The sequence below is a fragment of the Thomasclavelia saccharogumia DSM 17460 genome (assembly GCF_000686665.1).
GTDB lineage: Bacteria > Bacillota_I > Bacilli_A > Erysipelotrichales > Coprobacillaceae > Thomasclavelia > Thomasclavelia saccharogumia.
On the sequence record NZ_JMLH01000031.1, the window covers coordinates 1 to 26,116 of the forward strand.

Annotated in this window: 24 protein-coding genes and 6 tRNA genes; 11 read left to right on the top strand and 19 right to left on the bottom strand. The window is 30.2% G+C overall.

All coding sequences use genetic code 11. The features are described from left to right. The 6 genes from BR82_RS0108160 to BR82_RS0108185 all read left to right on the top strand — a co-directional run bounded on the left by BR82_RS0108160 (window position 1) and on the right by BR82_RS0108185 (window position 548). A tRNA-Val gene (locus tag BR82_RS0108160) sits at window positions 1-76 on the top strand. Between the two features lie 12 nt (window positions 77-88). Further along, window positions 89-164, top strand: a tRNA-Thr gene (locus BR82_RS0108165). A gap of 4 nt (window positions 165-168) precedes the next feature. Then, a tRNA-Tyr gene (locus tag BR82_RS0108170) sits at window positions 169-251 on the top strand. 6 nt (window positions 252-257) lie between these two features. Then, a tRNA-Gln gene (locus tag BR82_RS0108175) sits at window positions 258-333 on the top strand. 4 nt (window positions 334-337) lie between these two features. Further along, window positions 338-413, top strand: a tRNA-Lys gene (locus BR82_RS0108180). Between the two features lie 61 nt (window positions 414-474). Continuing rightward, window positions 475-548, top strand: a tRNA-Gly gene (locus BR82_RS0108185). 112 nt (window positions 549-660) lie between these two features. Here BR82_RS0108185 and BR82_RS0108190 read toward each other — a convergent pair. The 18 genes from BR82_RS0108190 to sufC all read right to left on the bottom strand — a co-directional run bounded on the left by BR82_RS0108190 (window position 661) and on the right by sufC (window position 20,991). Further along, window positions 661-1,026 (bottom strand): diacylglycerol kinase family protein, encoded by a 366-nt coding sequence (locus tag BR82_RS0108190; protein ID WP_027089794.1) that lies wholly within the window; start codon window positions 1,024-1,026, stop codon window positions 661-663. Window positions 1,027-1,191: 165 nt separating this feature from the next. After that, window positions 1,192-2,028, bottom strand: a complete 837-nt coding sequence (locus BR82_RS0108195) for a hypothetical protein (RefSeq protein ID WP_027089795.1) — start codon at window positions 2,026-2,028, stop codon at window positions 1,192-1,194. Further along, window positions 2,013-2,666 (bottom strand): sporulation protein YunB, encoded by a 654-nt coding sequence (locus tag BR82_RS0108200; protein WP_027089796.1) that lies wholly within the window; start codon window positions 2,664-2,666, stop codon window positions 2,013-2,015. Before BR82_RS0108200 ends, BR82_RS0108195 begins: the two co-directional genes overlap by 16 nt. 33 nt (window positions 2,667-2,699) lie before the next feature. Further along, window positions 2,700-5,276, bottom strand: coding sequence for a cation-translocating P-type ATPase (locus BR82_RS0108205; protein WP_027089797.1), 2,577 nt, complete (start codon window positions 5,274-5,276; stop codon window positions 2,700-2,702). Window positions 5,277-5,401: 125 nt separating this feature from the next. Continuing rightward, window positions 5,402-5,983: an InlB B-repeat-containing protein gene (locus tag BR82_RS0108210; protein ID WP_027089798.1), complete on the bottom strand. Its 582-nt coding sequence runs from the start codon at window positions 5,981-5,983 to the stop codon at window positions 5,402-5,404. Between the two features lie 13 nt (window positions 5,984-5,996). After that, on the bottom strand, window positions 5,997-7,070 hold the full coding sequence (locus BR82_RS0108215; protein ID WP_051592787.1) for a galactose/methyl galactoside ABC transporter permease MglC: 1,074 nt from the start codon (window positions 7,068-7,070) through the stop codon (window positions 5,997-5,999). Window positions 7,071-7,084: 14 nt separating this feature from the next. Continuing rightward, the gene (locus BR82_RS0108220; protein WP_027089800.1) at window positions 7,085-8,581 is read right to left on the bottom strand and encodes a sugar ABC transporter ATP-binding protein; all 1,497 of its coding nucleotides are present in this window, start codon (window positions 8,579-8,581) and stop codon (window positions 7,085-7,087) included. A gap of 72 nt (window positions 8,582-8,653) precedes the next feature. Beyond that, window positions 8,654-9,727: a galactose ABC transporter substrate-binding protein gene (locus BR82_RS0108225; RefSeq protein ID WP_027089801.1), complete on the bottom strand. Its 1,074-nt coding sequence runs from the start codon at window positions 9,725-9,727 to the stop codon at window positions 8,654-8,656. A gap of 132 nt (window positions 9,728-9,859) precedes the next feature. Continuing rightward, complete coding sequence (locus BR82_RS0108230; RefSeq protein WP_205618743.1) at window positions 9,860-10,810, bottom strand: substrate-binding domain-containing protein; 951 nt, start codon at window positions 10,808-10,810, stop codon at window positions 9,860-9,862. Further along, entirely contained in the window at window positions 10,803-12,521 is a 1,719-nt protein-coding gene (locus tag BR82_RS0108235; protein ID WP_027089803.1) for a cache domain-containing sensor histidine kinase, read from the bottom strand. The genes BR82_RS0108230 and BR82_RS0108235 overlap by 8 nt, the downstream gene beginning before the upstream one ends. Further along, entirely contained in the window at window positions 12,511-14,127 is a 1,617-nt protein-coding gene (locus tag BR82_RS0108240; protein ID WP_027089804.1) for a response regulator transcription factor, read from the bottom strand. The genes BR82_RS0108235 and BR82_RS0108240 overlap by 11 nt, the downstream gene beginning before the upstream one ends. 124 nt (window positions 14,128-14,251) lie before the next feature. Continuing rightward, window positions 14,252-15,661: a lipopolysaccharide biosynthesis protein gene (locus BR82_RS0108245; RefSeq protein WP_027089805.1), complete on the bottom strand. Its 1,410-nt coding sequence runs from the start codon at window positions 15,659-15,661 to the stop codon at window positions 14,252-14,254. Window positions 15,662-15,704: 43 nt separating this feature from the next. Further along, on the bottom strand, window positions 15,705-16,235 hold the full coding sequence (locus tag BR82_RS0108250) for a 5-formyltetrahydrofolate cyclo-ligase (protein WP_027089806.1): 531 nt from the start codon (window positions 16,233-16,235) through the stop codon (window positions 15,705-15,707). Beyond that, the gene (gene sufB / locus BR82_RS0108255) at window positions 16,228-17,634 is read right to left on the bottom strand and encodes a Fe-S cluster assembly protein SufB (RefSeq protein ID WP_024722259.1); all 1,407 of its coding nucleotides are present in this window, start codon (window positions 17,632-17,634) and stop codon (window positions 16,228-16,230) included. Before sufB ends, BR82_RS0108250 begins: the two co-directional genes overlap by 8 nt. 10 nt (window positions 17,635-17,644) lie before the next feature. Next, window positions 17,645-18,073, bottom strand: a complete 429-nt coding sequence (gene sufU, locus BR82_RS0108260) for a Fe-S cluster assembly sulfur transfer protein SufU (protein ID WP_027089807.1) — start codon at window positions 18,071-18,073, stop codon at window positions 17,645-17,647. Beyond that, window positions 18,057-19,283, bottom strand: a complete 1,227-nt coding sequence (locus tag BR82_RS0108265; protein WP_027089808.1) for an aminotransferase class V-fold PLP-dependent enzyme — start codon at window positions 19,281-19,283, stop codon at window positions 18,057-18,059. Before BR82_RS0108265 ends, sufU begins: the two co-directional genes overlap by 17 nt. Further along, the gene (locus tag BR82_RS0108270) at window positions 19,283-20,176 is read right to left on the bottom strand and encodes a SufB/SufD family protein (RefSeq protein ID WP_027089809.1); all 894 of its coding nucleotides are present in this window, start codon (window positions 20,174-20,176) and stop codon (window positions 19,283-19,285) included. The genes BR82_RS0108265 and BR82_RS0108270 overlap by 1 nt, the downstream gene beginning before the upstream one ends. Then, window positions 20,176-20,991 carry a Fe-S cluster assembly ATPase SufC gene (sufC, locus tag BR82_RS0108275; RefSeq protein WP_027089810.1) on the bottom strand — a complete coding sequence of 272 codons (816 nt, stop codon included), beginning with the start codon at window positions 20,989-20,991 and terminating at the stop codon, window positions 20,176-20,178. Before sufC ends, BR82_RS0108270 begins: the two co-directional genes overlap by 1 nt. A gap of 163 nt (window positions 20,992-21,154) precedes the next feature. Between sufC and BR82_RS0108280 the strand changes: the two genes are divergently transcribed. Together BR82_RS0108280 and trhA are read left to right on the top strand one after the other, a co-directional pair. Beyond that, window positions 21,155-22,234: an AI-2E family transporter gene (locus tag BR82_RS0108280; RefSeq protein WP_027089811.1), complete on the top strand. Its 1,080-nt coding sequence runs from the start codon at window positions 21,155-21,157 to the stop codon at window positions 22,232-22,234. A 68-nt stretch (window positions 22,235-22,302) separates the two neighbouring features. After that, window positions 22,303-22,974: a PAQR family membrane homeostasis protein TrhA gene (gene trhA, locus BR82_RS0108285; protein WP_034864490.1), complete on the top strand. Its 672-nt coding sequence runs from the start codon at window positions 22,303-22,305 to the stop codon at window positions 22,972-22,974. A 28-nt stretch (window positions 22,975-23,002) separates the two neighbouring features. Here trhA and BR82_RS17920 read toward each other — a convergent pair whose 3' ends face one another. Continuing rightward, on the bottom strand, window positions 23,003-23,080 hold the full coding sequence (locus BR82_RS17920; protein ID WP_081721172.1) for a YjcZ family sporulation protein: 78 nt from the start codon (window positions 23,078-23,080) through the stop codon (window positions 23,003-23,005). 232 nt (window positions 23,081-23,312) lie between these two features. Here BR82_RS17920 and BR82_RS0108290 point away from each other — a divergent pair, with 232 nt between their 5' ends. Genes BR82_RS0108290 through BR82_RS0108300 form a run of 3 tightly spaced genes read left to right on the top strand, consistent with a single transcriptional unit; the run spans window position 23,313 to window position 25,628 of the window. Beyond that, entirely contained in the window at window positions 23,313-24,308 is a 996-nt protein-coding gene (locus BR82_RS0108290) for a peptidylprolyl isomerase (protein ID WP_027089813.1), read from the top strand. Beyond that, window positions 24,308-25,168 carry a hypothetical protein gene (locus BR82_RS0108295; RefSeq protein WP_027089814.1) on the top strand — a complete coding sequence of 287 codons (861 nt, stop codon included), beginning with the start codon at window positions 24,308-24,310 and terminating at the stop codon, window positions 25,166-25,168. The genes BR82_RS0108290 and BR82_RS0108295 overlap by 1 nt, the downstream gene beginning before the upstream one ends. A 55-nt stretch (window positions 25,169-25,223) precedes the next feature. Continuing rightward, window positions 25,224-25,628, top strand: a complete 405-nt coding sequence (locus BR82_RS0108300; RefSeq protein ID WP_027089815.1) for an HIT family protein — start codon at window positions 25,224-25,226, stop codon at window positions 25,626-25,628. Window positions 25,629-26,116 lie beyond the last annotated feature (488 nt).

The following is a 26,116-nucleotide window of genomic DNA, read 5'->3' on the forward strand; positions in this document are numbered from 1 at the left end:
GGAGGTTTAGCTCAGTTGGGAGAGCATCTGCCTTACAAGCAGAGGGTCAGCGGTTCGAGCCCGTTAACCTCCACCATAAAGTAAATAAGCCGGCTTAGCTCAACTGGTAGAGCAACTGACTTGTAATCAGTAGGTTGAGGGTTCAAGTCCTTTAGCCGGCACCATAATGGAGGAGTAGCGAAGTGGCTAAACGCGGCTGACTGTAACTCAGTTCCTTTGGTTCGGTGGTTCGAATCCGCCCTCCTCCACCATCTAATTGGGGTATAGCCAAGCGGTAAGGCAACAGACTTTGACTCTGTCATCTCCCTGGTTCGAATCCAGGTACCCCAGCCAAGATGACCCGCTAGCTCAGCCGGTAGAGCATCTGACTTTTAATCAGAGGGTCAGGCGTTCGAATCGCCTGCGGGTCACCATTTTTTAAAAAGTTATTGCAAATATCTTAAACTTATGATATTATATTGGTACGTTGAAATTGCGGGTGTAGTTCAATGGTAGAACTTCAGCCTTCCAAGCTGACTACGTGGGTTCGATTCCCATCACCCGCTCCATGAATAAAAAATAGTCGATGTAATCGGCTTTTTATTTACATTTAAACTCATATTAAAATGCTAAGTTCTTTATAAATAGAACTTAGCATTTTATATTTTGTAACAAATAAAATTATATAAGAGCAATTATTTTAGGAATAAATATCATTAAGCCAATTATTGCTGCACCGATTGCTAGAACAAGAACCCCGCCTGCCGCTGCATCTTTAGCAATCTTAGCTTTAGGATGAAATTCAGGCATTACCATGTCAACTACTGCTTCTATTGCCGTATTAAATAATTCACCAGCAATAACTAATGAAAATAAGATAATACATATTTTCCATTGCACAGCACTCAGCTTTAAAACAACTCCCGCAACAATTACTAAAAGCATTACAAACAAATGAATCTTCATATTTGTTTCTGATCTAATCGTCATTATTATTCCTTCAAATGCATATTTAAAGCTATTTATTCTTTTTTTTAACTCCTGCATCAAACTATTACCCCCTTCTATCATATAAAAATTTTACTAATTATTTTAATTAAAATCAATCTTATTTATCTTTTTAATAACAGTAACCCCTAACTTATTTACAGTTAAAAATTAAAACTGTCTGTAAACCCAATAAAATAAGGCTATCCAGACAGTTAAGAGTATTTAAAGCCATGCTATTTTAGGAATATATGTGTATTTGCTCAATAATTGATAAGCCTGGTTAAGCATTTCTTTTTCATTATCAATATTTTGATAAATCTTAAGCAGTTTTGCTTTGATTAAATTATCATTACAATCATCATTTATTGCCAGCTGCATAAATTCACCTGGAAATAATAAACGTGCATATAAATATACTAATTCATCATTTGTTAGATTGGCACTATTTATATATTCTTCTAACTCATTGATCATAATTAAATTATTTTTATATCCGGTAGTTAAATCTTTGATTCTTGAAGCAATAACAAAATTACTTGGACAACACAATGTTTCATAGTTATCTTCTAAATAAAAGTGTTCTATCCCAGCTGGCAGTTTAATAGATTTTATCTGATTTAAAATACTGATAGCACATTCCCCCAATCCTTGATAATAATATGATAATACTACAAAATGTTCAAAGTGACTGATTCTAGAAGCATAATTACCTATTTTGCATTTTGCTTCATCTAAAATTTTACACCAGCTTTCTTTTATTTTTACCACTTCAATCGTGGAAGGAATTGGAATCATTGACCGATGAATAAACATATCTAATGTATATGGTTCAATTTGATAAATATATAAAATATGATTCATAGTTACAGGACGATCAAAACAATTATTTACAACTGTAAAACCAGCTAAATTTAAACTATGAATATAATACGAATAGTTATTTGTAAAATTATTTATTCTACAAAAATAATAATTATTATTTTGATACGTAAAATAGTCACTTTCTTGATCTATATAAATTTGATAAAAACGTTGTAATATTTCTAGTTTTGATACCAATTAGGCACCTCCCCTTCAATAATTTCAATTACTAATGGATAATCATAAGCTTTATTAAATTCTTCATTATAAAATGGCAACAGAACCATCATTTTAATTTTAATCGTTAAGGATAATGAAACCATTACATGATTAACACCATAACTCTTTATTTCTTTGTTTACAGTACAGGTAATCGCAGAAATGGTTTTATATCTAATTTTTATTTTTGGTCCTACTTCAGCTAAAAAAGGATTATCTGTCATCATCCCTAACGGTACACTAGCAATGACACCACCATTATTACTGATTTCTTCCAATTTACGTTGATAAAATGTATCATCTGTTTTTTTATATGCTCCTTCCTCTAACGAAACAAATAATTCATCTAAATTATTTACTATTTTTGCTCCAATACTCGAGGCATAATTAGTATCAAAATTAATCGTTGAAATCTCATTACCACTACGATTTACTTTTATTAATTCCTGATGATCTAATTCAACGGGAAAAGGTGTATTATTGATTACCATTTGACAAAAACGATCTATTTCTTTGGTGGCGATTTTCTTTAACATTGGTGTTATACTTACACTCAAAAAATGTAATATAACACCCAAAATCACTATAATAATAATGAACAAATATCGTTTTTTCATCAAATCACCAATATAGTATATTAAACAGCCCTATCAAATATGCTTTGTGACAGCCACCTTATATAACTGAATAATAATACTAGGCATTGTTGCAAAAACAAAAATCATTGCTAAATGACGTAAATCTAATTCACTAATAGAAAAGACAGTATGAAAATTTGGAGAAACTAAAATCCAGCCCAATAAAACTGTTCCAATAATAAAAGCTCCAATACTATAATAATTTAATGGCATCTTATATAATGGTAAACTGCTGCGACAATTAAAACCATGTAATAGCCGCGCCAAACATAATGTCCCAAAAGCCATTGATGATGCTGATAGTTCATCAGTTTTTAAGCCTACAAAGTAGGATAACATTGTAAAAATACAAATAATCACTCCTTCAAAACTAATTTGTAATAACGTTTCTTTATTTAATAGAGAGTCATTCATGCCACGAGGTTTTTGTTTTAAAATTTCATTACTTCCCTGTTCCATCCCAATTGCAATAGCTGGAAGAGAGTCTGTAATTAAATTGATAAATAAAAGGTGCACTGGTAAAAATGGTGTTGGTAAAATCATAAACGAAGTAATTAATACACAGATTATTGCCGCTAAATTCCCTGATAATAAATAAATTATCGCATTTTTTATATTTGTATAAACATTACGTCCCGTAATTATTGCTTGTACGATCGTAGCAAAATTATCATCAGTTAAAATCATACTAGCAGCATCTTTAGAAACCTCACTACCAGAAATTCCCATTGCTACACCTATATCACTTTGTTTTAAAGCTGGCGCATCATTGACCCCATCACCTGTCATTGCAACGATCTGTCCTTGATTTTGCCAAGCTTTTACAATTCTTATTTTATGCTCTGGGGCAACTCTAGCATAAACACTCACCCTTGGTAAAACATTTGCTAATTCTCGATCTGTCATTCTTTCTAACTGAACCCCTTCAAGACAAATATCTCCATCTTGATAAATACCGATATTTTTAGCAATACTGCAGGCCGTAACAACATGATCACCTGTTATCATAATTGGTTTAATTCCGGCAACAAGACAATTTTTTACTGCCTCTTTGCTTTCTTTACGTGGCGGATCGATCAATGATACTAATCCTACAAATATTAGATCAGTCTCATCCCTAACATCCAGCGTATTTTTATAAAATTCCTTATACGCTACCGCTATGACCCGTAATCCTTTTTTAGCAAAGTCTTCATTTTGTTTTAAAATTCTTCTTCGTTCAATTTCAGATAAAATTTCTTTATACCCATCAACTAAGATTCTATTACAACGTTGTAATAAAACATCTGGCGCACCTTTAGTATATAGATGATTTTTAGAGCTAACACTCATTAATTTACGAGTTGAATCAAAAGGTAATTCTAATTGTCTTTTGGCAATTAACTTAAAGGGATGTTTAATTGTATAGTCGTGATAAAGATTTAATAATGCTAATTCAGTAGGATTGCCTACCTGCTGATTATTGTTGATTGCAGCATTATTACATAATGCAAATGCTTTTAACATAAGACAATGATTATATTGATGATGATCCATATCATTTACAGAAACTATTTTTTTATTTGTATATATATCTATTGCTGTCATTTTGTTTTGGGTCAGTGTTCCGGTTTTATCTGAGCATATTACTGAAACACAACCTAAACTCTCAACTGCATTTAAATTTTTAATAATAGCATTTTCTTTTGCCATTTTTTGAGTTGAAATTGATAAAACGATTGTTACTATTGATCCTAATGCCTCGGGAATTGCCGCAACAGCTAAAGCTACAGCAATCATTAATGAATCTAAAATATTTTCTTTAGCAATAAAGACACTCATTATTAACACAATAATACAAATAGAAATAATAGCAATTGATAACTTAACAGAAAACTCATCCAATGTTCTTTGTAAAGGCGTCTTTCTTTGTTTTGTCTCATTAAGCATTCCAGCTATTTTTCCCAACTCACTTTTCATACCCACTGCTGTAACAATATACTGTCCTGTCCCATTCGTTACTAAACTACCTGAAAAGACCATATTATTCATATCCCCAATAGTACATTTCTTTTCAATTGGTAACAGCTGTTTTTCAACACTATTTGATTCGCCTGTTAAAGCACTTTCATTAACCTGGAGATTAACCGCTTCTTTTAATCTTCCATCTCCGGCTATAATATCACCAGCTTCAATATTTACAATATCTCCCACTACTAACTCATTTGAATTGATTATCTGGACTTTGCCATCACGAATAACTTTAACTTTAGGTATCGATAGTTTCTTTAAACTATCGATAGATTTTTGTGCTTTAACTGTTTGAAAAGTTCCTAATGCTGCATTTAGACTAATTACTATCAAAATTACTAAAGTACTTTCAAATTCACCACTGATTGCTGAAATAATTCCCGCAACAATTAAAATAATAACTAAAAGATCTTTAAATTGATCAATAAATATTGCAATCGCACTTTCTTGTTTTTCACTAACTATTTCATTTTTACCAAATAACTGTTTATATTTATAAATTTGTTTTTTATTTAACCCCTGATTAAATACCCCTAATTCATTTTGAACCTCTTTAAAAGATTTTTGATAAGCCTCCATTTTATCCTCCTATCTATACTCTTAATAAACTATACAAAAATATTAATAAGAAAATTGTTTAAATATAATATCTAAACTAAAAAACCAAGTCTAATCAAGACTTGGTTACAGTGATTATTGAAAAATTATTGAGATTGCCATAAAGCCTTTAAAACGTGTTCACCATTTACTGTTACAACTGTATCACCAGTAATAACTTCACCACTATAGATCCAGCCTAAAAACTGATATCCTTCTTTAGTTGGCTGAGGCAATTTACCATAAGTATCATTATAAACAACTTCTTTAGATTGTATAAGTTCATTACCACCATCATAATCAAATATAACATTTATTTTATTAGGTTTCCAAGAAGCATATAAAGTCATACTTTGTTCAACTTTTTGTTTGTCAGGATTCCATTGATGCTTTAAGTCCTGATCAAGATACCAGCCATCAAAAGTATAACCTGCTTTTTGTGGTTTTTCAATTTCAATTGAATCACCAATTTTACATTCAATCGGCTTTATTTTTCCACCACCATTAGTTTCTAAAGTAACTGTAAAATGACCATTGATTCCTAAAAAAATGACAACACCAATTAAAATAACCATTAAAATAACAATTATATAATTTAACATTTTAACAGGAACATTGACCCCTCGATACATTCCTCCACCAGAGCCCCATGTTTTCTGTTTTTTTTCAATCTCTTGTTCTTCATTCATATTATCACCAATTTTATTTTCTTACTAAATATTTTCGCATATCAATTGCACAAGCAACTAAAATGATCAATCCTTTAATAATATACTGCATATTCGCATCAATACTTAAAAAAGTTAATCCAACAAAGATAATTCGTAATAAAACAACACCAATAATTACACCACGGATCTTTCCTATACCACCAACAAATGATACTCCACCGATAACACAGGCAGCAATTGCATCCAATTCATAGTTTAACCCCGTTGCAGCACTATTTGAACCAATTCGCGCTGATTCAACAAAACCTGTCAACCCATACATGATTCCCGCTAACACAAATACCATGATAATCGTTCTTGAAACATTTACTCCAGATACATTAGCAGCATCTGGATTAGATCCAACTGCAAACATATTTTTACCAAATTTTGTTTTATTCCAAATAAACCACATAATGATCGTAATTACGATCGAATACCAAACAAAGTTTGGAATTCCTTTACCACCAATACTAATAGCTGTTCCTGCAATAAAACCTGTATAACTAGCATCTAATCCTGAAATTGATTGCCCATTATTAGTACCGATCATCAAATACATCAATAAAATACCATATACGATCAATTGGGTAGCTAAAGTTACAATAAATGGATGTAAACTAAACTTAGAAACACAGAAACCATTTACAAACCCAACGACTGCTCCAATAGCAATTGCTAGTAATAAAACCACAAAAATAGGCATTGTTGCAAGATCAGGAAACATTTTATTAGCATATCCTGATGCTTGTAAAAGCGAAGCTGAAATACAAGCCACTAAACCTACGATACGTCCAGCAGATAAGTCAGTTCCAGTCAAAATAATACATCCTGCGATTCCTAAAGCAATAGGTAAATTTGCCGCTGAAAGTGAAATAATATTAATAATTGATGAACTAGATAAAAATTTAGGACTAATGATTTGAATTGCAATTATAGCAATGATCATAAAAATATATAAAGAATTATTGATAAGTAATTCTTTTAAATATGTTTTTTTATCTTTGCTGTTTAATTGCTTAAAATCATTATATTGTCTAGTTATCCCACTAAATATTTTTGTCATATAATAATTCTCCTTTATACATATTTTGTTGCAAGTGTCATAATTTCTTCTTGAGTTGCTGTTTTAGCATCTACTTCACCGGCAAGTCTTCCCCCAGACATTACCAAAATTCGATCACAAACTCCAAGTAACTCTGGCATTTCTGAAGATACCATAATTACAGATCTTCCTTTACTTGCTAGATCAATAATCAACTGATAAATTTCGTATTTAGCCCCAACATCAATTCCTCTTGTTGGCTCATCTAATAATAAGACCTCAGGATTTGTAAGTAACCAGCGCCCTAAAATTACTTTTTGCTGATTTCCTCCTGATAATGATCTTATTTGCGTACTTTGAGAAGGGGTTTTAATTCTCATTGCTCCAATCGACCATTGGGTATCGAGCTTCATTTGCTTATCACTTAAATACAAATGATTTTTTACATAACTGTCTAAATTGGAAATAGTAGTATTTTCTCTAATATCTAAAATTCCAAAAATACCAGTTGCCCTTCTTTCTTCAGTCAACAAAGCAAAACCATTTTTTATTGATTCACGAGCTGATTTATTTTTGATAACTTTACCATCAATTTTAATCGTTCCATCTTTTTTCGTTGCTATTCCAAAAAGAGTTTCTACAACTTCTGTACGTCCTGAACCATCTAATCCAGCAATTCCCACGATTTCACCACGTTTTACATTAAACGTAATATCTTTAATATGATTATACATACCTGTTAATTTATCTACTTCTAAAACAACTTCTCCGATTTCATTTGTTTTAGGAGGAAAACGATTAGTTAGTTCTCTTCCTACCATCAGCTTAATAATCTTATCCATCGTTAGCTCACTAGCTGGTTTAGTAGAGATCCATTGTCCATCGCGCATGATCGTAACTTCGTCACTTATTTTTAAAATTTCTTCCATTTTATGAGAAATATATATGATTCCACAGCCTCGATCACGCAGCATATTAATAATTCTAAATAAATGTTCCACTTCCTGTTCATTTAATGAGGAAGTAGGTTCATCTAAAACAATAATTTTAGAATTATATGATACTGCTTTAGCAATCTCTACCATTTGTCGATTAGAAACTGACATCGTACTCATAATTCTTTTCGGATCGACATCAATATCCAAATCTTTAAAAATTGCCTTAGTATTTTTATACATAATACTTTCAGATGTCATAATTTTAAATTTAGTAGGATATCTTCCTAACCAAATATTATCCATGACATTTCTTTTTAAAGCCTGATTTAATTCCTGATGTACCATTGCCACACCATGCTCTAAAGCATCTTTAGAGTTTTTAAAATTAACTTCTGTTCCTTCTAAAAAAATCTGACCACTATCCTTAACATACATTCCAAATAAGCATTTCATCAAAGTAGATTTACCGGCTCCATTTTCGCCCATCAGTGCGTGAACGGTCCCACGTTTTACTGTCAATGAAACATTATCTAATGCTTTTACACCTGGAAATTCTTTACTAATGTTTTTCATTTCCAACAAAACATCACTCATAATTTCCCTCCTTTATTTATCCATAAAATTAAAGAGGTGTTTGGATAACAAACCAAACACCCCACTTATTTTTTAATCTCCTAAATATTTACCATAAGCGATACGAATCTTAGCAGCTTTTTTATCCACGTTATAATCTTTTGTTCCATCCATTAAATCTTTTTCGTCTAAAGCATTTTGCGTTAATAATGCAATTGCTTTTGCCATACCCTCAGCATCTTGCTTAATAGTTCCTGCCATTTTTTGCTTTTTAATTAAATCTTTCGCAGCATCTGTAGCATCTACTCCAAATACTGGAATTGATTTACCATCGTCACCATTATTATATCCAACAGAATTTAAAGCTGTAATAGCCCCTTCTGCCATACCGTCATTGTTGCAAATAACTAACTCAATCATATTATTATGACTGTCACTATAAGCAGCTAAGGCTGTAGTCATATATTCATTAGCTGCAGTTGATGACCATTGCCCATTTTTATCAACCAAATATTTATCATTATTTGATGAATCATAGAAACTCAATTCTGGTTTACCAGCTGCGACTAGTTTCTTATTGGCATCTTCTACAGCATATTGAGTACGATAAATTGCTTCGTTATTCCCTTCTTCACCTTTAAATAAGATATAAGAAATAACACCATCTTTGTTTAAATCATAAGCATCATAATTAGCTAACAAATATTCACCGATCATTTCTCCTTGTAAATGTCCTGCTTCCGCAGCATCTGTTCCTACAAATGCACATTTATCATAGCCATTTACGATTTTATCTGAAACTTCACGATTAAAGAAAACTACAGGAATATCTTCCTTTTTAGCCATATCTACAATTCCTTGTGCGGCATCATCAGAACCCGTATTTACAATATTAACAACTAATACTTTAGCCCCTTTAGTAATTGCTGTCTGCACTTGTTCTGTTTGTGTTGTCTGATTTCCATTGGCATCATAGTCTTGGTAACTAACACCAGCATCTGTCAATTGTTTTCCTAAAGCAGTTCTTACACTAGAGATATATGTGTCGCTGTAATTATAATAGAATACATGAACATCTCCATCTCCTTCACCGCCACAACCAGTTAGTACTGAAGCCATACATACTAACATGGTACATGATAATAAAAACGATAATATTTTTTTCATTTTTAGTCCTCCTCTATAATTTCGTTTTCACTTATTTATATTTTATTTGCTGGCATTAAATATTGTAATATAATATCTTATCTTTTATAGGCAAAAAATTATTCCAATAAAAAATCTTCCTCTACGGGAAGATCAATCGAATGGGAAAACTATTTTTTGATTATCCTCTTGAAACATATTATCTTTAGTAATCACTACTGTTTTAGTATAAATGTTTTCTTTACTACTTTGTCCTCTTGATAAATAATAAGCTTCCTCTACTCCTAAATAACCAATTGCAAAAGGATTCTGTACAATTAATGCATCTACTATGCCATCCTCTAACATTTGAATAGAAACAGGATTGTTATCAAAACCAATCACAGAAACTTTATCTTTATATTCCAGCTGTTCAATTGCATAACCAACTCCAAGTGTTGTCCATTCATTAAAAGTAACAAGAACATTAATATCTGGATACTGTAATAAAATATCTTTAGTTGCTTGGGTCGTATAATCAACCGCTGATTGAACATTAATAGTTTTTACAGATAAAATTCTCTCATCATTTTCCAATATTTTACGCAAACCACTTTCTCTTTCTTGACCATTTGCAGTATTGATATCAAAATTTACAATTCCTAGATGAATTTTATCATCCTGTAATTTAAGCACTGTTTCCCCAGCCATCTTACCAGCTTCATAATTATCTGTACTTATTCGAGTACGAACTTTTTTTGAATCTACATCACTATCGATAACAACAACTTGAATTCCTGCTTCAACTGCAGTTTCAACACTCTTTACCAATTTACGATAATCTATAGCTGATAAGACAATCGCGTCAACATCATCCTTGATAGCTTTTTCCATCATTTTTATTTGTGTTGCATAATCCTCTTCATTTTCAGGACCATTAAATGTAAGATCTAAATTATATTCTTTACTAGCAGCATTAGCTCCTGATAAAACTGATTTAAAAAATTGTGATGTGGTTGATTTAACAATAACTGCCACTTTTACTTTACGACTGACACTATTACATCCAATTAATGCAAACATCAATATAATTACAATAGTTATCTTTTTTATTTTATCACACACTATATCTATCCTCCATCACAGCAGGAATTTTGATCGTAATTGTTGTTCCTACATCTAATTCGCTTTCAACAACAATTCCATAATCATTGCCAAAATATATTTTTATTCGATCATTAACGTTTTTAACGCCAATTCCTTTACTATCAGTTCGTTCTTTTTTCAAAATATTTTGAACCTGCTCCTCACTCATTCCAACACCATTATCTTTAATTTTCATAATAATATCATTACCGACTTTATGCACTGAAATAGAAATCTCGCCTTCATCAACCATTCTAGAAATTCCATGATATAAGGCATTTTCGATAATTGGTTGAATTGTTATTTTATTACATAAATAAGGTAAAACTTCTTCATCAATATCAAAGTTATAAATAAATTGATCTTTATAACGATAGCTTTGAATAACTAAATAGTTTTTAGCATGCTGAATTTCTTTTTCAATGGGGATCAGTTCATAGCCTTTTGAAATACTAATTCTAAATAACTGTGCTAATGCGCCAACCATTGTAATGGCATCTTCAGTTTTTTCTTCTTCACACATCCATTGAATAGAATCTAAAGTATTGTATAAAAAATGAGGATTGATCTGTGCCTGTAAAGCTTTTAATTCTGTTTTTCGTAATGCAACTTCTTCATTCTTAACTTTTTCCATCAATTCTTGAATCTGAATAACCATATGTTCAAAAGAACTAGATAATTTATTAAATTCACTAGCACCTTTTACTGGCGTATATTTAAAATCAACAGCATTTTTTTCAAATATGCTCATTGCTTCAACAAGAGAACGTACTGGTTTAGTTAACTTTTTAGATAAAATAAATAAAATGACAATTGCAAAAATCATTACCAGCAAGGCAATAACAATAATTGATTTAACCGCAGTAGCTGCTTTATCATCTACTAATTCATTAACATAACTAACACCAACAACACGCCAATCAAATTCTGAAACATCTTTAACTGTATAAATCACACCATTATTTATTGTATTTCCTTCACGATAATGAATTACTTCACTTATCTTTTCATCTTTTATATCCAAATAAATAAGCTGCTGTAAAGGATGATATACTAAATCATCATTTTTATTAACAATAAAACAATATCCATGCTCCCCGATTCCAACATCATCAATGTAACGAGCAATTGAAACAAAACGAATATCCATTGCTACATATACAAGTTTATCATAACTGCTTGACCATTGTTTTTGACATACTGTTACAACCCAGGGATAATTTCCCTCAAAAAGATTTTGGACATGCGGTGATGTAATTGCATAATCGCGATTATTACTAAATAACGTTTTATCAAATGATAAATTATTATTTACATTAGTTTTTAAAGCCGCATTGCTTTGATAATCTAAAATATTACCTTCCATATCATAAACAATAATAGAAACAATATCTTCATTAATATTTACCATCGTTTCCATATATTCCTTAATACTAACAATATCAGTAGATTCATTAATGATTTTTGTCATATTACTCATTTTATTTAAGATATCATTTGAATAATTTTCAATTGTATTCAAGACTTGGGTTACCGATTGTTCTGAATTAGTTTGAGCTGTAGATAATAAACTATCTTTTAATATTTGTCTAAATGAAATCGTTAAAAGAAAAACGACAATGATAATAATAGTGATGACAAATAGTGATAAATAAATAGAAATCGAAAAATCCTTTTTTTTAAACTTCATTATTTACCACCATATTTTGTTCACGCATTTTATTTGGTGATACACCATATTGTTTTTTAAAACAATAACTAAAATAATGTTGATCACTATAACCACATTTATAAGCAATTTCTAATACTTTTGCTGACGAATACAAAACAAGATCTTTAGCTACTTCCATCCGTTTTCTAGTAAGTAAAGTAATAAAAGTTTCTCCCATATTCTTTTTTACCAAAGAGCTTAAATAACTAATACTTACATGTAATTTATCACTAACTACACCTAACGATAATTCTTCATTACTATATTCTTTATCAATTATTTCCATTAATTCATCACAGATCAATTCACTATTCATCTTTTTTTGATCTTTAATTAAATTTTTTGATAATATACAAAATTTAATTAAAGATATTCTTTTTTCATTAAAAGAATACTTATTAAATATATTTGATAAGTGCGAAGTTTTACTAAAAAATAGAGACGAAGATTTAGCATCACAAACAGAATATACAAGAGCCCAAATAGAAGAAATAATTCTAACCATCAATAAATCAATATCGGCCCGACTCGCACCTTGATCAATAAACATTACAAAAACACTAGATAAATACAATTCTATTTCACTATCGGTCCCAGATTTAATCAACTTTTCAATCTTACTTGCAATTTTATCTACATTTTCATAACAAATCATTGAAGTACGCTTAATATCACCAATAAAATTTATTCCTCGTTTTGATCCCTGACCATATTCAATAGCGCTTATTGCTTCATTATATAATAAATTAACATTCAATAAAGAATCACTTATATTGCTGAATCCCAAATAACAATCAGCACATAAAATTCGTTCACTGCTTTGAACTATTTCATTAGCAATAATATTTACATATTTATCGATTTCCCAAGCCTGCCCAGAAAGTAAAGTAATGATTTTTTTACCAGAATAGAATGTTCCAAACCGTAGATATTTTTTGATAATTCTTTTTACCCCTGGTAAATGCTGCCTATTTGTGATATTTGTCCCTTTTTTATCAAAATAACGAATCACCATCATTAAATACTTTGTTTTTTCCTCTAAACTACTCCTGATTTGTAATTGAACAGCTTCCTGGTTAAGAAAATTTTCATATTCTTTTTGCTTATCATCAATAATAAAATCAGTATCAAATATCAACGGCATTAATAATCTTTCTACTAAAAACTGCTGCTGATCACTTTCAATTGAAGCCATAAAAGATTGATTGATAGCATCCATCTTTTCTTTAATATCAATCAGTTCTTTTGTCAGTTCTTTTGATGAAATTGGTTTTAATAAATATTTGATGATATTATATTGAATTGCCTGCTGAGCATAACTAAAATCATCATAACCACTTAAAAAAGCAATTTGCATTGCTGGTCTGATTTCTCTTACTTTTCTAGCTAAATTAATTCCTGAAATAAATGGCATTTTTATATCAGTCAATAAAAGATCAGGTTCTAAACGTTCTACTAATTCTAAAGCTTCAACTCCGTTTTCAGCTTCACCAATAACTTCAAAACCTATTTTTTGCCAATCAATTCTTTTTATCATTGCTCGACGCAATGCTATTTCATCATCAGCAATTACCACTGTGTACATTCGTTTTCCCTCCGTTACTTTATCCTGAAACCCTTTACAAATTGTATCATAAATTCTTATTAGCTGGTATAAATTTAGTAAATAAATTTCAAATAAAAATAACTGGAAATAACTTCCAGCTACTTTATTTTCTTTTCAAAAAAGACTTAAGCATTCCTATAAATATATCACCTGAGATAAAATATGCATATCCAAACGCTAAAACAATATCCAAACTCCAAAGAATTGGATCATTAGACCAGGCTAGTAATGAAACTATGGCAATAACTATAACAGTTAAAATAGTTAATCGTTTATTGATTCTTAAGCGATAATGATTTTTATTTAAATCATAAAAACGATATCCTGCTAAAAACAAATTAGCTACTAGCGTTGAAAGTACAGCAGCTTGTACTCCGATTTTATTAATCAAAAGCAAATTAATTATAATATTGATTCCCGCTGCCATCGTTGTCGTAATTGACATATTTTTAGCACATTTCACAGCTACATAAATACTTCCAAAAAATTGTGAAAAACAATAAAAATAAGTAGCAATAATTAAAGTTGGTGTATAATTAAATGCTTCATATAAAGATTCATTCTGACATAAGATTTCAAAAATAATTGGTGAAACCGCAAGCAATAAAACAGTTCCCGCTGAAACAATACAAAATAGCATCTTAAACATTCGATTATAATATCGACCACTATCAGGATCATTGACACTTCTTGTTGCCGAATCAGTCCAGGCAAGATTAAAAGCTGGATATAAGATATTGACGATTGAAGGAATTTTATTTGCCAATGCATAAATTCCATTTGCTCCTGCTCCTAAAAATATTGAAATGATCCAGCGATCTGATAACTGATTGATATACCATGATACTGTATTAGGGATAAATGGCAAAGCATACTGCAGCATTTTTGAAGCATACTCAATTCTAAAATATTTTAAATTAAAATAACTAAAGATATTACATACAAAAAGAACATACATAAAACCTGCCACATCCGCCAGCGTTAAAGCAATCAATACACCAATATATCCGGTTTTTAACCATAACAAACAAATAGATACAATAATAAAATTTACAATTACAACTAATGCTGCCAAAATAGAATATTCCTTATATTTAGAAAATGCTCGCAAAACAAATCGTGATGTTGTAGCAAGAATTTCGATCCAAATATAACCAATAACTAAAAACTTATAACTCCCATTAAATAAATCAATAGGCACAAAAAAACAAATAATCCCGACAATCAACATCAACGTAAAAATCATTATATAACCATTTGTAATTACTCTTTTTTGTTCATTAACACTTTTAGCATCAACTAAAAACCTAAACAACGCTTGCTCTAACTGCAAAGTACATAAAGGAACAATAAACGATAAAATCGTCGTCGTTACCAAATCCAGCTGTCCATATTGAGCATCTGTCGTTGTTCCGGTAATGATCGGTGTCGTTAATAAATTTATTATTCTTGGCAAAAAGGTTCCAATTGCCATAATCAATGTATTTTTAACCAGTGTTTTCTCTCTTGACATAATTTCACCCTACTTTACATCCATTATTATAGCAAACATAGATCTATTTTTCATCAATTATTGTCTTTATTGGCAAATCAAATCTTTCTACAGGCAGTTTTTCTACTTGTTGAAAGGTAAACGCTAAACCAATTACCTTGCCTGCATAATCTTTTAAATAGCGATCATAATAACCACCGCCATATCCTAAGCGATTATGGTCTTTATCATAAGATACGATTGGAACGATCAATAAATCGATATCTTTTTTATTAACTAATTTATCATTATCAGGTTCTAAAATACCATAATTACCTTTTTTTAATTCTTTTAATGAATTGATCGTATAAAAATTCATTTCATGATTTTTAGTTTTAGGTACACATATTTTCTTTACTGCCAGCATTTCTTCGATCAAAGAAATAGTATTGACTTCATTTCTAAAAGACACATAAATACCAATAGTTTTAGCGTTGATAAAATCAGAATTCTTTTTTAACTTAGAAATAATAAGATTAGATTTGGTAAGATATTCATCTCTATCTAAATCTAATCTTGCTTGAATCATTTTTTTTCGTAATTTTGCTTTATCCAATTCCTTGATCTCCAAAATCCAATTTTATCAACTGATTTAATTCAACAGCATATTCCATTGGTAATTCTCGTGCAAATGGTTCAATAAAGCCCATTACGATCATTTCCATTGCTTCTTTTTTCGTTAGACCTCTTGACATCAAATAAAACAACTGTTCTTCAGAAACTTTTGATACTGTCGCTTCATGTTCAATAATTGATTCATTATTTAACATCCAGTTAACGGGTACCGTATCACTTGTAGATATATCATCAAGAATCAAAGTATCACATTCAACTTTGCTTTTAGCATTATAGGCTTTTTTACCATGCTGGACCATTCCGCGATAATTGACTTTTCCACCACGACGAGATACCGATTTAGAGACAATACTGCTTGAAGTATTTGGTGCTAGATGAATCATCTTTGAACCAGAATCCATGATTTGATTTTCACCCGCTACAGCAATCGTAATACATGATCCTTTAGCCCCTTCTTCCATTAAAACACAAGTAGGATATTTCATCGTTACGGCACTACCAATATTTCCATCGACCCATTCCATCGATCCATTTTTAAACACTTTAGCTCTTTGCGTAACAAGATTTAAAATATTGTTTGACCAGTTTTGAATCGTTGTATAACGACATTTAGCTCCTTCTTTAACAATGATTTCAACTACACCAGCATGTAAAGAGTCTTTTGAATAACTAGGTGCTGTACACCCTTCAACATAATGAATATCGGCGCCCTTATCAACAATGATCAAAGTTCTTTCAAATTGAGCCATCTGCTCTGAATTGATTCTAAAGTAAGATTGTAATGGTTTTTCTAATTTGACCCCTGGAGGTACATAAATAAACGATCCACCAGACCAGACAGCACCATTTAATGCTGAAAATTTATTGTCATTATAAGGAATAACAGTATCAAAATATTCTTTAAATAATTCCGGATATTCTCTTAAACCACTATCAATATCTAAGAAAATAACACCTTTTTCATTAACCTCTTTTAACATATTATGATAAACAACTTCTGATTCATACTGAGTACTTACCCCAGATAAATACTTTTGTTCCGCTTCAGGAATACCCAATTTATTAAAAGTTTCTTTGATCGTTTCTGGTACTTCTTCCCACTTATTTGTTTGTTTATCACTAGGACGAATATAATATGTATATTCATCAAAATCAACACGACTTAGGTCAACGCCCCATGTCGGCATTGGTTTATCCATGAAACAGCGATATGATTTTAAGCGATATTCCAGCATCCATTCTGGCTCATTCTTGATTTTAGATATTTCTGTAACAATTTCTTCATTGATTCCTTTAGGTGTTTTGAATACTGAAACATCACCATCATTGAAACCATATGCGTACTCTTGATCTGGAATTTCATTTTTTATATCAGCCATATGTTCCCTCCTATTCTTGATCGAGAATTTGCTTGATTCCTGTCCATCCTAAAGTTGCACATTTAATTCGATTAGCCTGTTTATGAGTATTCATAAATACGATTGCTTCTTCAAGAATCTCAGGATCATAATCTTTTTCATATATCATATTATAATAATTTTCAATAATTTTTTTAGCTTCGTCAACTGTTTTACCAATCAATAACTCTGACATGATTGAAGTACTAGCAGTACAAATAGCACAAGCCTCACCATCAAAGCGAATATCTTTGATAACTCCATCTTCAACCAATGCCTGAACATCAATATCATCTATACACGTTTCTGAATCCATGTTTACAGACTTATAATTATCATCATCAACTAAACCATGATTACGTGGTGATTCATAATGATCCATAATTATTTGTCGCATCATCATACTATCCAAAGAAGGCATCTAAAAAGTCATCTCCTTTCTTGCATACCTCAATAAATTTATCAATTTCTTCAAAGGTATTATAAAAATAAAATGAAGCCCTAAGTGTCTGGCTAACATCTAAAAACTCATCAAGAATCTTAGCACAATGTTGTCCGGCTCTAATAGCAATTCCATATGTATTAAATAATGAAGCGCCATCTTGACTAAAAACCCCTTTAATATTAAAAGCGATTGCACCATGACCATTAGGATTATATACTTCAATATTATCTAATTCTAATAATTTTTTAACGGCATATTTTCTCAATTCCAGCTCATATTTATGAATATCATCCATTCCAATACTCATCAAATATTCGATTGCTGCTCCTAGTCCAATAACGCCTTCAATATTCGGTGTTCCAGATTCAAATTTTGCTGGAGGTGTCTTTAATTTGACATTTCCACAACTTTTATATCGGGCGTTGCTACCTCCGCCCCAGCGAGTCGGTTTAGTTTCTTCTAGTAAATTATATTTACCATAAAGGATTCCAACTCCTGTGGGTCCACACATTTTATGACCAGAAAAGACCAAAAAATCTAGATCCAGCTCTTTAACATCTACTTTTTGATGAGGAACACTTTGAGCACCATCAACACAAACGATGATTCCTCTTTCATGAGCAATCTTACAAATTTCTTTAATTGGACTATCATATCCTAAAACATTAGTAACTTGAGCAATTGAAATGATCTTGGTCTTATCAGTAATTGCTTTCATTACATTTTCAACTGTTAAACGACCATCATCATCTAAATCAATATATTTGATTACACTGCCCACACTATCACAAACTTCAAACCATGGTAAAGTATTTGAAGCATGTTCAGCTACCGTCAGTAGTATTTCATCACCTTCATTTAAATGTGTCATTCCATAACCAAAAGCAATCATATTTAAACCATCAGTCGTTCCATATGTATAAACAACTTCATGATGATCACAATTAATAAATTTAGCAACGATTTTTCGCGTTTTTTCATATTGCTCATCAACATCATGCGATAAATCATAATCACCACGATGAGCGTTGCCAGAATAATTTGTTAAATAATCGCATACAGCATCAATTACACATTGAGGTTTTAAAGTCGTAGCTCCATTATCAAAATAAATTAACGGTTTTCCATGCATCATAGTGCCATTTAGCATCGGAAAATCTTGACGAATTTTTGTAATATCAAACATTAAATTCCCACCTTTTCTCTTAGTGTTTCATTAAATAATTCTTTTAATTCATCATTATCAATAAATTCTAGTACAGGAATAAAATATCCATATGTAACTAGATGCATGGCATCTTCTTTACTTAAACCTCGTGACTGTAGATAATATAAATGTTCTTCATCGATTTTACCAACACTAGCACCATGACTAGCTTTGACATCATATTCATCAATATATAAATATGGATTAGCTTTTGCGTTGCAGCCTTTATCAAAAACAATGATTTTATTTGTTTGATGACTATTTGACTGATGATTTCCTTTTTTTATTGTCCCAATTCCATCAATAATCAAATTTGCTTGATTTTTTACAACACCATAATTATCCATGATACCTGTAGTAAATGGCGCTTCATGAACTAATGATAATGTCAGATGTTTCTTCTCTTCACCTCTAGCAAGTGCTGCTAAACGCACTGTTGCATTGGCATTTTCTTCAATTAAAGCATAATTGATATTTGTATCGATACTGTTATTTGACAATTCAACATATGCGCACTTAACACTACTATCACGTTTTATTTGGACATTTTCAACAATATTTGTTTTAACTTCTATATTACTTTGGTTATCAACATATCTTAATATATTACTATTTTCTAATATTTCAATATTTTTAATGAATTTAGCATCCACTTTAAAATCATACGTTTCTACTAATTCTAATGATCCTTTGATTGATAGATCGATTTTGTAATTTCCTATTTGATCAATCAGGTAAATAATTTGTAATGATCCGGCATTATCAACAATAATTTTATTATCGATTATTTTGATTTCATCATTACCTTTATGACTTATAATTGTACCATTTTGAACTACTAAATAATTTCTAATATCTTGTAATTGATTCATTATTTAATTTTCATTCTTTCTTTATTGGCACAGCTTTCAAGTAAAATCGGTTTCTTTTCATTAGTTGCTATTTCAACCCCTAATTCTTTTACCCAGTCATAACCTTCTTGATCAATTTTTTCCACTACTTCTTTTCCACCACTTAAAATAATTTTTCCATCGACTAATACATGAACATGACTTGGTGGTACCAATTCAAACAAACGTTCATAATGGGAAACCATCACACAACCAAAATCATCTGATTTCATTTCATTGATTGCATTAGCAACAATTTTTAAAGCATCTACATCTAAACCAGAATCAATTTCATCTAATAAAGCAAACTTAGGCTGTAACAATTTCATTTGTAAAATTTCATTACGTTTCTTTTCACCACCTGAAAAACCTTCATTTAAATAACGATGAGCCAAATTTTCATCCATATTCAAATCAGCGATGTTTTTTTCTAATATTCGTACAAATTTAAATAATGATATTGGTTTTTCTTGATGAGCATTTACCGCTGCTCTTAAAAAATCTGAAGTCGTAACGCCAGGAATTTCTTGAGGATACTGCATTCCTAAAAATATCCCTGCCTTGCTTCTTTCATCAACGCTCATTTTTAAAACGTCACGATCATCTAAATAAATACTTCCCTTTGTAACTACATATTTAGGATGTCCCATGATAACTGATAATAATGTTGATTTACCATTACCATTAGGACCCATAAGGGCATGAATCTCACCAGTATTTATTGTTAAATCAATCCCTTTTAGAATCTCTTTTTCACCAATACCCACATGTAAATCTTCTATTTTTAAAGTTGACATTTCTAAGCCCCTTTCTATTTCTAACTAATTCTACTAAATAAGTTACTAAAAAACAAATAAAATGATAATTATTAATAAATTTTTTCTTTTCTAAAATAGAAATCCATTTCAATTTATATTATTACCAGATTGTGGTATATTTATATATAATGGAGGTGTAAAAATGGAACTTTTAAATAAATTTTTACGTATTATTTCCTCAAAAAAAATCACGCATACGTTATTAAATTTAATGATCGTATTAGTAATCATTCTTTTGATTATTTCCACCAGTGATTTATGGAGTGGTGTCATTAATATCATCTGGTTGGTTTCACGACCGTTTATCATTGGCTTTACGATTGCTTTTGTTTTAAATCCTTTAATCAATTTTGTTGATAAATATGTAAAAAGACGAAATATCTCTGTCATATTAATATATTTAGCATCTTTAGCAATTTTGATTTTAATTATTTCTCTTGCAGTGCCGATGATTTATGACAGTATCTCCGAAATGTTTCCAGCTTTTAATGCAGGATTAAAAGAAATTGGTGTTTTTGTTCAAGATAATTTTAATTATGATATTTCATCTTTGACTAGTTATATTCAAAATATTGTTAGTGATTTTTTTAACGATTCTACCGTTTTAGATACGACGATAGATGTTTTAAATCAAGTATTGATAAATGTAACTAATATCTTGATTTACATAATTTTAGCTGTTTATATGTCGAGTACATTTAATCATATTCGTCAAACAATAAAAAAAATCACTGCAAGAATTAATCATCAGCTACCGGGATATTTAAAAGAAATTGATTTATCATTAGTTCAATATGTTAAAGCATTTTTTATTGGTGCAATTGCCCAAGCTATTACAGTTATGTTGATGTACTTATTGATTGGTCATCCTAACTGGTTGATTTTAGGATTTGTTTCTGGGGTAAGTTCAATCATTCCTTATGTGGGACCAATTGCAGCTAATTGTTTAGGCCTTGTCACTTCTTTAGGAATGGGCACTACGACGATCTTAGCTTTATGTGTTTTGATCTTTATTCAATCAATTGTTATGTCTTATATTATTACACCTAAAATATATTCTTCACGAATTGATTTAAGTATTATGTGGGTTCTTTTTGGAATTTTATCTGGTTCGTCTTTATTTGGCATGTTAGGAATGGTTATTGCAATGCCTTTATTAGTAAGTGTAAAAGTGACTTATCAAGTCTACAAAGAACATCATCAGGATAAATTATTAATTTGATACACTTAGTGTATCTTTTTGTTTGAATTTCAAAATAATATGTATTATATTATTTTCAGGTGATAGATATGGAAAAAGTTAATAATGAATTATCAAGAAAAATCAAACATATTTTTCCACCTTATTTCAAAGAAGAGCTGTTTAATTGTATAACTCATGGCATTATGGCTTTTATCACGCTGATTTTGATTCCAGTTTGTGCTGTATATGCTTATATTAAAGGTGGAATATTACAATCATTTAGTGTCAGTGTATTTACCATTTGTATTTTTTTAATGTTTTTAGTATCAACTCTTTATCATGCCATGGATCATAACAGTTCCCATAAACAAGTATTTAGAATTTTAGATCATATTTTTATTTATTTTGCAATAGCAGGAAGTTATACTCCGGTTGCTTTGTGTTTGATCAAAGGATATCAGGGAATTATCATTTTGATCATCCAGTGGGTCATGGTATTAGTTGGCATTTTATATAAATCTATCTCAATAAAAAGCCTTCCTAAACTTTCTTTAACGATTTATTTGGTGATGGGATGGACTGCAATATTATTCTTTCCATCAATCATTAATAATTCTAGTGCCATTTTTCTATGGCTGATCGTTGCAGGAGGGGTTATGTATTCAATTGGAGCTTTCTTTTATGCAAATAAAAAGATTCCTTATAATCATGTTATTTGGCACATTTTTATTTCAATAGCTTCAATTCTACATTTTATTGCTATCGTTTTCTATATTTAAGGGATGTCAAAACTGACATCCCTTTTCATTAACACATATTACAGATAATAACTAATAATATGAATAAAACTAATACTAAAGTAAAAGAGTTATCTTGGCAAGCCATTGCAATCGCCTCCTTTTATAAACAATAGATACCGACAATAACTAAAATAATGAATAAAACATACATATGAACATTTTTGCATTTACAGTTACTCATCTATTTCCCTCCTACCACCTACATATTATAAATTATGTTAAAATAACAATTGCTAGTGTGTTTTTGCCTATTTTATTGAAATTAAGTAAAGAAAATAGTATAATCATATCGTTATGGAAAGATAAGGAGGAAAAATATGAAATTAGGAAAATATGCTGCTGCTTTAGTAGTAACTAGTTTCTTATTAACTGGATGCGGTAATTCCAAAACAGTTAAAGAGGATGGGAAATATGTAGTTGCCTCTTTAAGCAAAGGTAAAAAAGATAAAAATATCTTTGCTGATGATATCTTTGAGGATATCACTAATACAACTAGTGGTAAAAGTGCTTTTTTTGAAGCTGTTTTACAACAATTGATGGATGACAAATTCCCTATTGATGATGACATGGAAACAGATGCTAAAAGAACAGTAGACCAAATTCAAGCATATTATGAAAATCAATATGGGGATAATGCTGAAGAACAATTGAATACTGTTTTATCTTCTAGTGGTTATGCATCATTAGATGCTTATCGTGAGGCAATGGTTAAAGCTTATCAAAAATCTAACTTTTTACTAGATTATGTAGAAAATAATTTTGATGAAGTTTTTGATGACTACTACACACAATCAAGTCCTCGTGAAGCAAGCATTATCAAAGTTGCTATGACTGATGTAGATAATCCAACTGAAGCTGAAAGCACAAAATTAAACGAAGTAGCTGCTTTGCTTTCTTCAAGCAAGTCATTTGGTGATATTGCAAAAGATTATTCTGATGACACTACTACTAATATGAATAAAGGTGGTTTAGGTGTTGTTGATACAACTAGCAGTATTAGCAGTACTTATGGCAGTGATGTAGAAACTAAAATTTTAGCACTAAATGAAGGAGAAATAAGCGAGGCCATTAAAGGTAGTGATGGTTATTATTTTGTAACTGTAACTAACACAGATAAAGATACAATCAAAAAATCACTTAAAAAGGATCTTTCAATAGATAGTCCTTTGATTTCTTATGATTTGTATCTACCATATATTGCATATCAATCATATGATGTAAAATATAGCGATGACGATGTTGAAAAACTTGTAAACAGTATTATTGAAGATGCGTTAAAAGAACGTGAAACTAGTAGAGGAGGAACTGAGTAATGAAGAAAAAAATATTTCCATTAATGGTTGCTGGAACTTTATTAGTAGGATGCGGTTCTTCTAGTGCTGTAAATTATTCAAGTGAAGTAAGCGATGGCGATAAAACTGTAATTACTGTTGGTGATACTGAAATTAATAAAAATGAAATATATCACTATTTATTAGAACAATATGGAAGTTCTGAAGTTTTATCTTTAGCTCTTACTTATATTGCAGATCAAGAAATCACTGATGAAGATGCTATTAAAACTAAAGTCGATGAAAGGGTTGCTAGTACAAAAGAGAATATATCTACTTCTTTAGATGAATATGCAAAACAACTAGGTTATGAAGATGAACAAGCTTATATTGATGATATTGTAACTGCTGGTGTTAAACAAGAAATGCTCAAAGAAAAATATATTGATGAAAAATATGATGATTTAGTCAAAGAATATAAACCTAAGTATTTAAAAATCATTACAGTAGATACAGAATCAGGAGCTTTAAGTCTAATTGATCAAATTAATGAAGGTGCTGATTTTGATACGGTTATGAATGAAAACAGTGGTAGTGATGCTGGAATGGTAACTACTGAATCTACTAGTGTTGATTCTAAAATTATTGACAAGTTAGATAAATTTACTAAAGATGGTTTATACAGCAAAACAATTAAAACATCTGAATCTAAATATGCAGTTATTTACGTATATAATAGTGATCAAAGCGCGATTAAAGATGAAATTAAGAGTAATTTAGCTTCTATTAGTGAAATGTCAACTAAAATGGAAAGTTATTATTTAAAACAATATAATTTTGATATTTATGAAGAAGCAATTAAAGATGAAATTGAAGAATCTAATGCCGATTATCTAGGATAAGGGGTTTACCCTTATCTTTTTTTTATGTTAAAATAGCTTTATGGAGGACGTATTTATGGAAAACTGTATTTTTTGTAAGATTGCAAAAAAAGAAATACCTGGAAAAGTTATTTATGAAGATGATATCTGTCTTGCTTTTTTAGATTTAAGTCAAACTACTAATGGACATACATTAGTTATTCCCAAAAAGCATTATAAAAATTTTTTAGAAGTTGATGATGATACTTTAGCTCATCTATCAAAAGTTACTAAAAAACTTGCTAAAAAAATCGTTACTAATTTAAATGCTTTAGGAGTAAATATTCTTACTAATGCAAATGAAGCTGCTGGACAAACTGTGATGCATTTTCATATTCACATTATACCGCGCTATGACGAGACAGATAAAATTGAGATCAATTTTGCAGATCGTAGTAATGATGTTGATCTTGATAATATTTTAGCTAAAATAAACAAATAACTTGAAATATTATATTTTAATATTGTTAATTTAATGGTATTTATGAATTAGAAATCTGATTCTCAGGTTTCTTTTTTTAACTATTAAATTATATGAATCAATATAGAAGTAATATTAAATTTTTTTAACTCTATGCGATAATATAGTATAAAAAGTTTTATATTGTTAAAGTTATCCTAAATAATCGTGGTAAAAAAGCTTTTATTTATGTTTATTTGTTAAATCCTATCATGATGGTGACAGAATCAAACGATGTACTATTTCATAATATGAAATCACTCTATTTTTGCAGTTGTCAATGAAATCAATCATTATCTTATGATTTAAATTTTTCAGTCATAAAAAAATCAAAGAGACTTTTTTATTTTTCTCCTCATATTTAACAGGAAATCATCAATTCTTTATTTATATTGCTGATAATGATGGTAATGAAAGAAAACCTATGGAAAGCTATAAATAAAACACCTAAGGATTTTAAAAGAAATTCT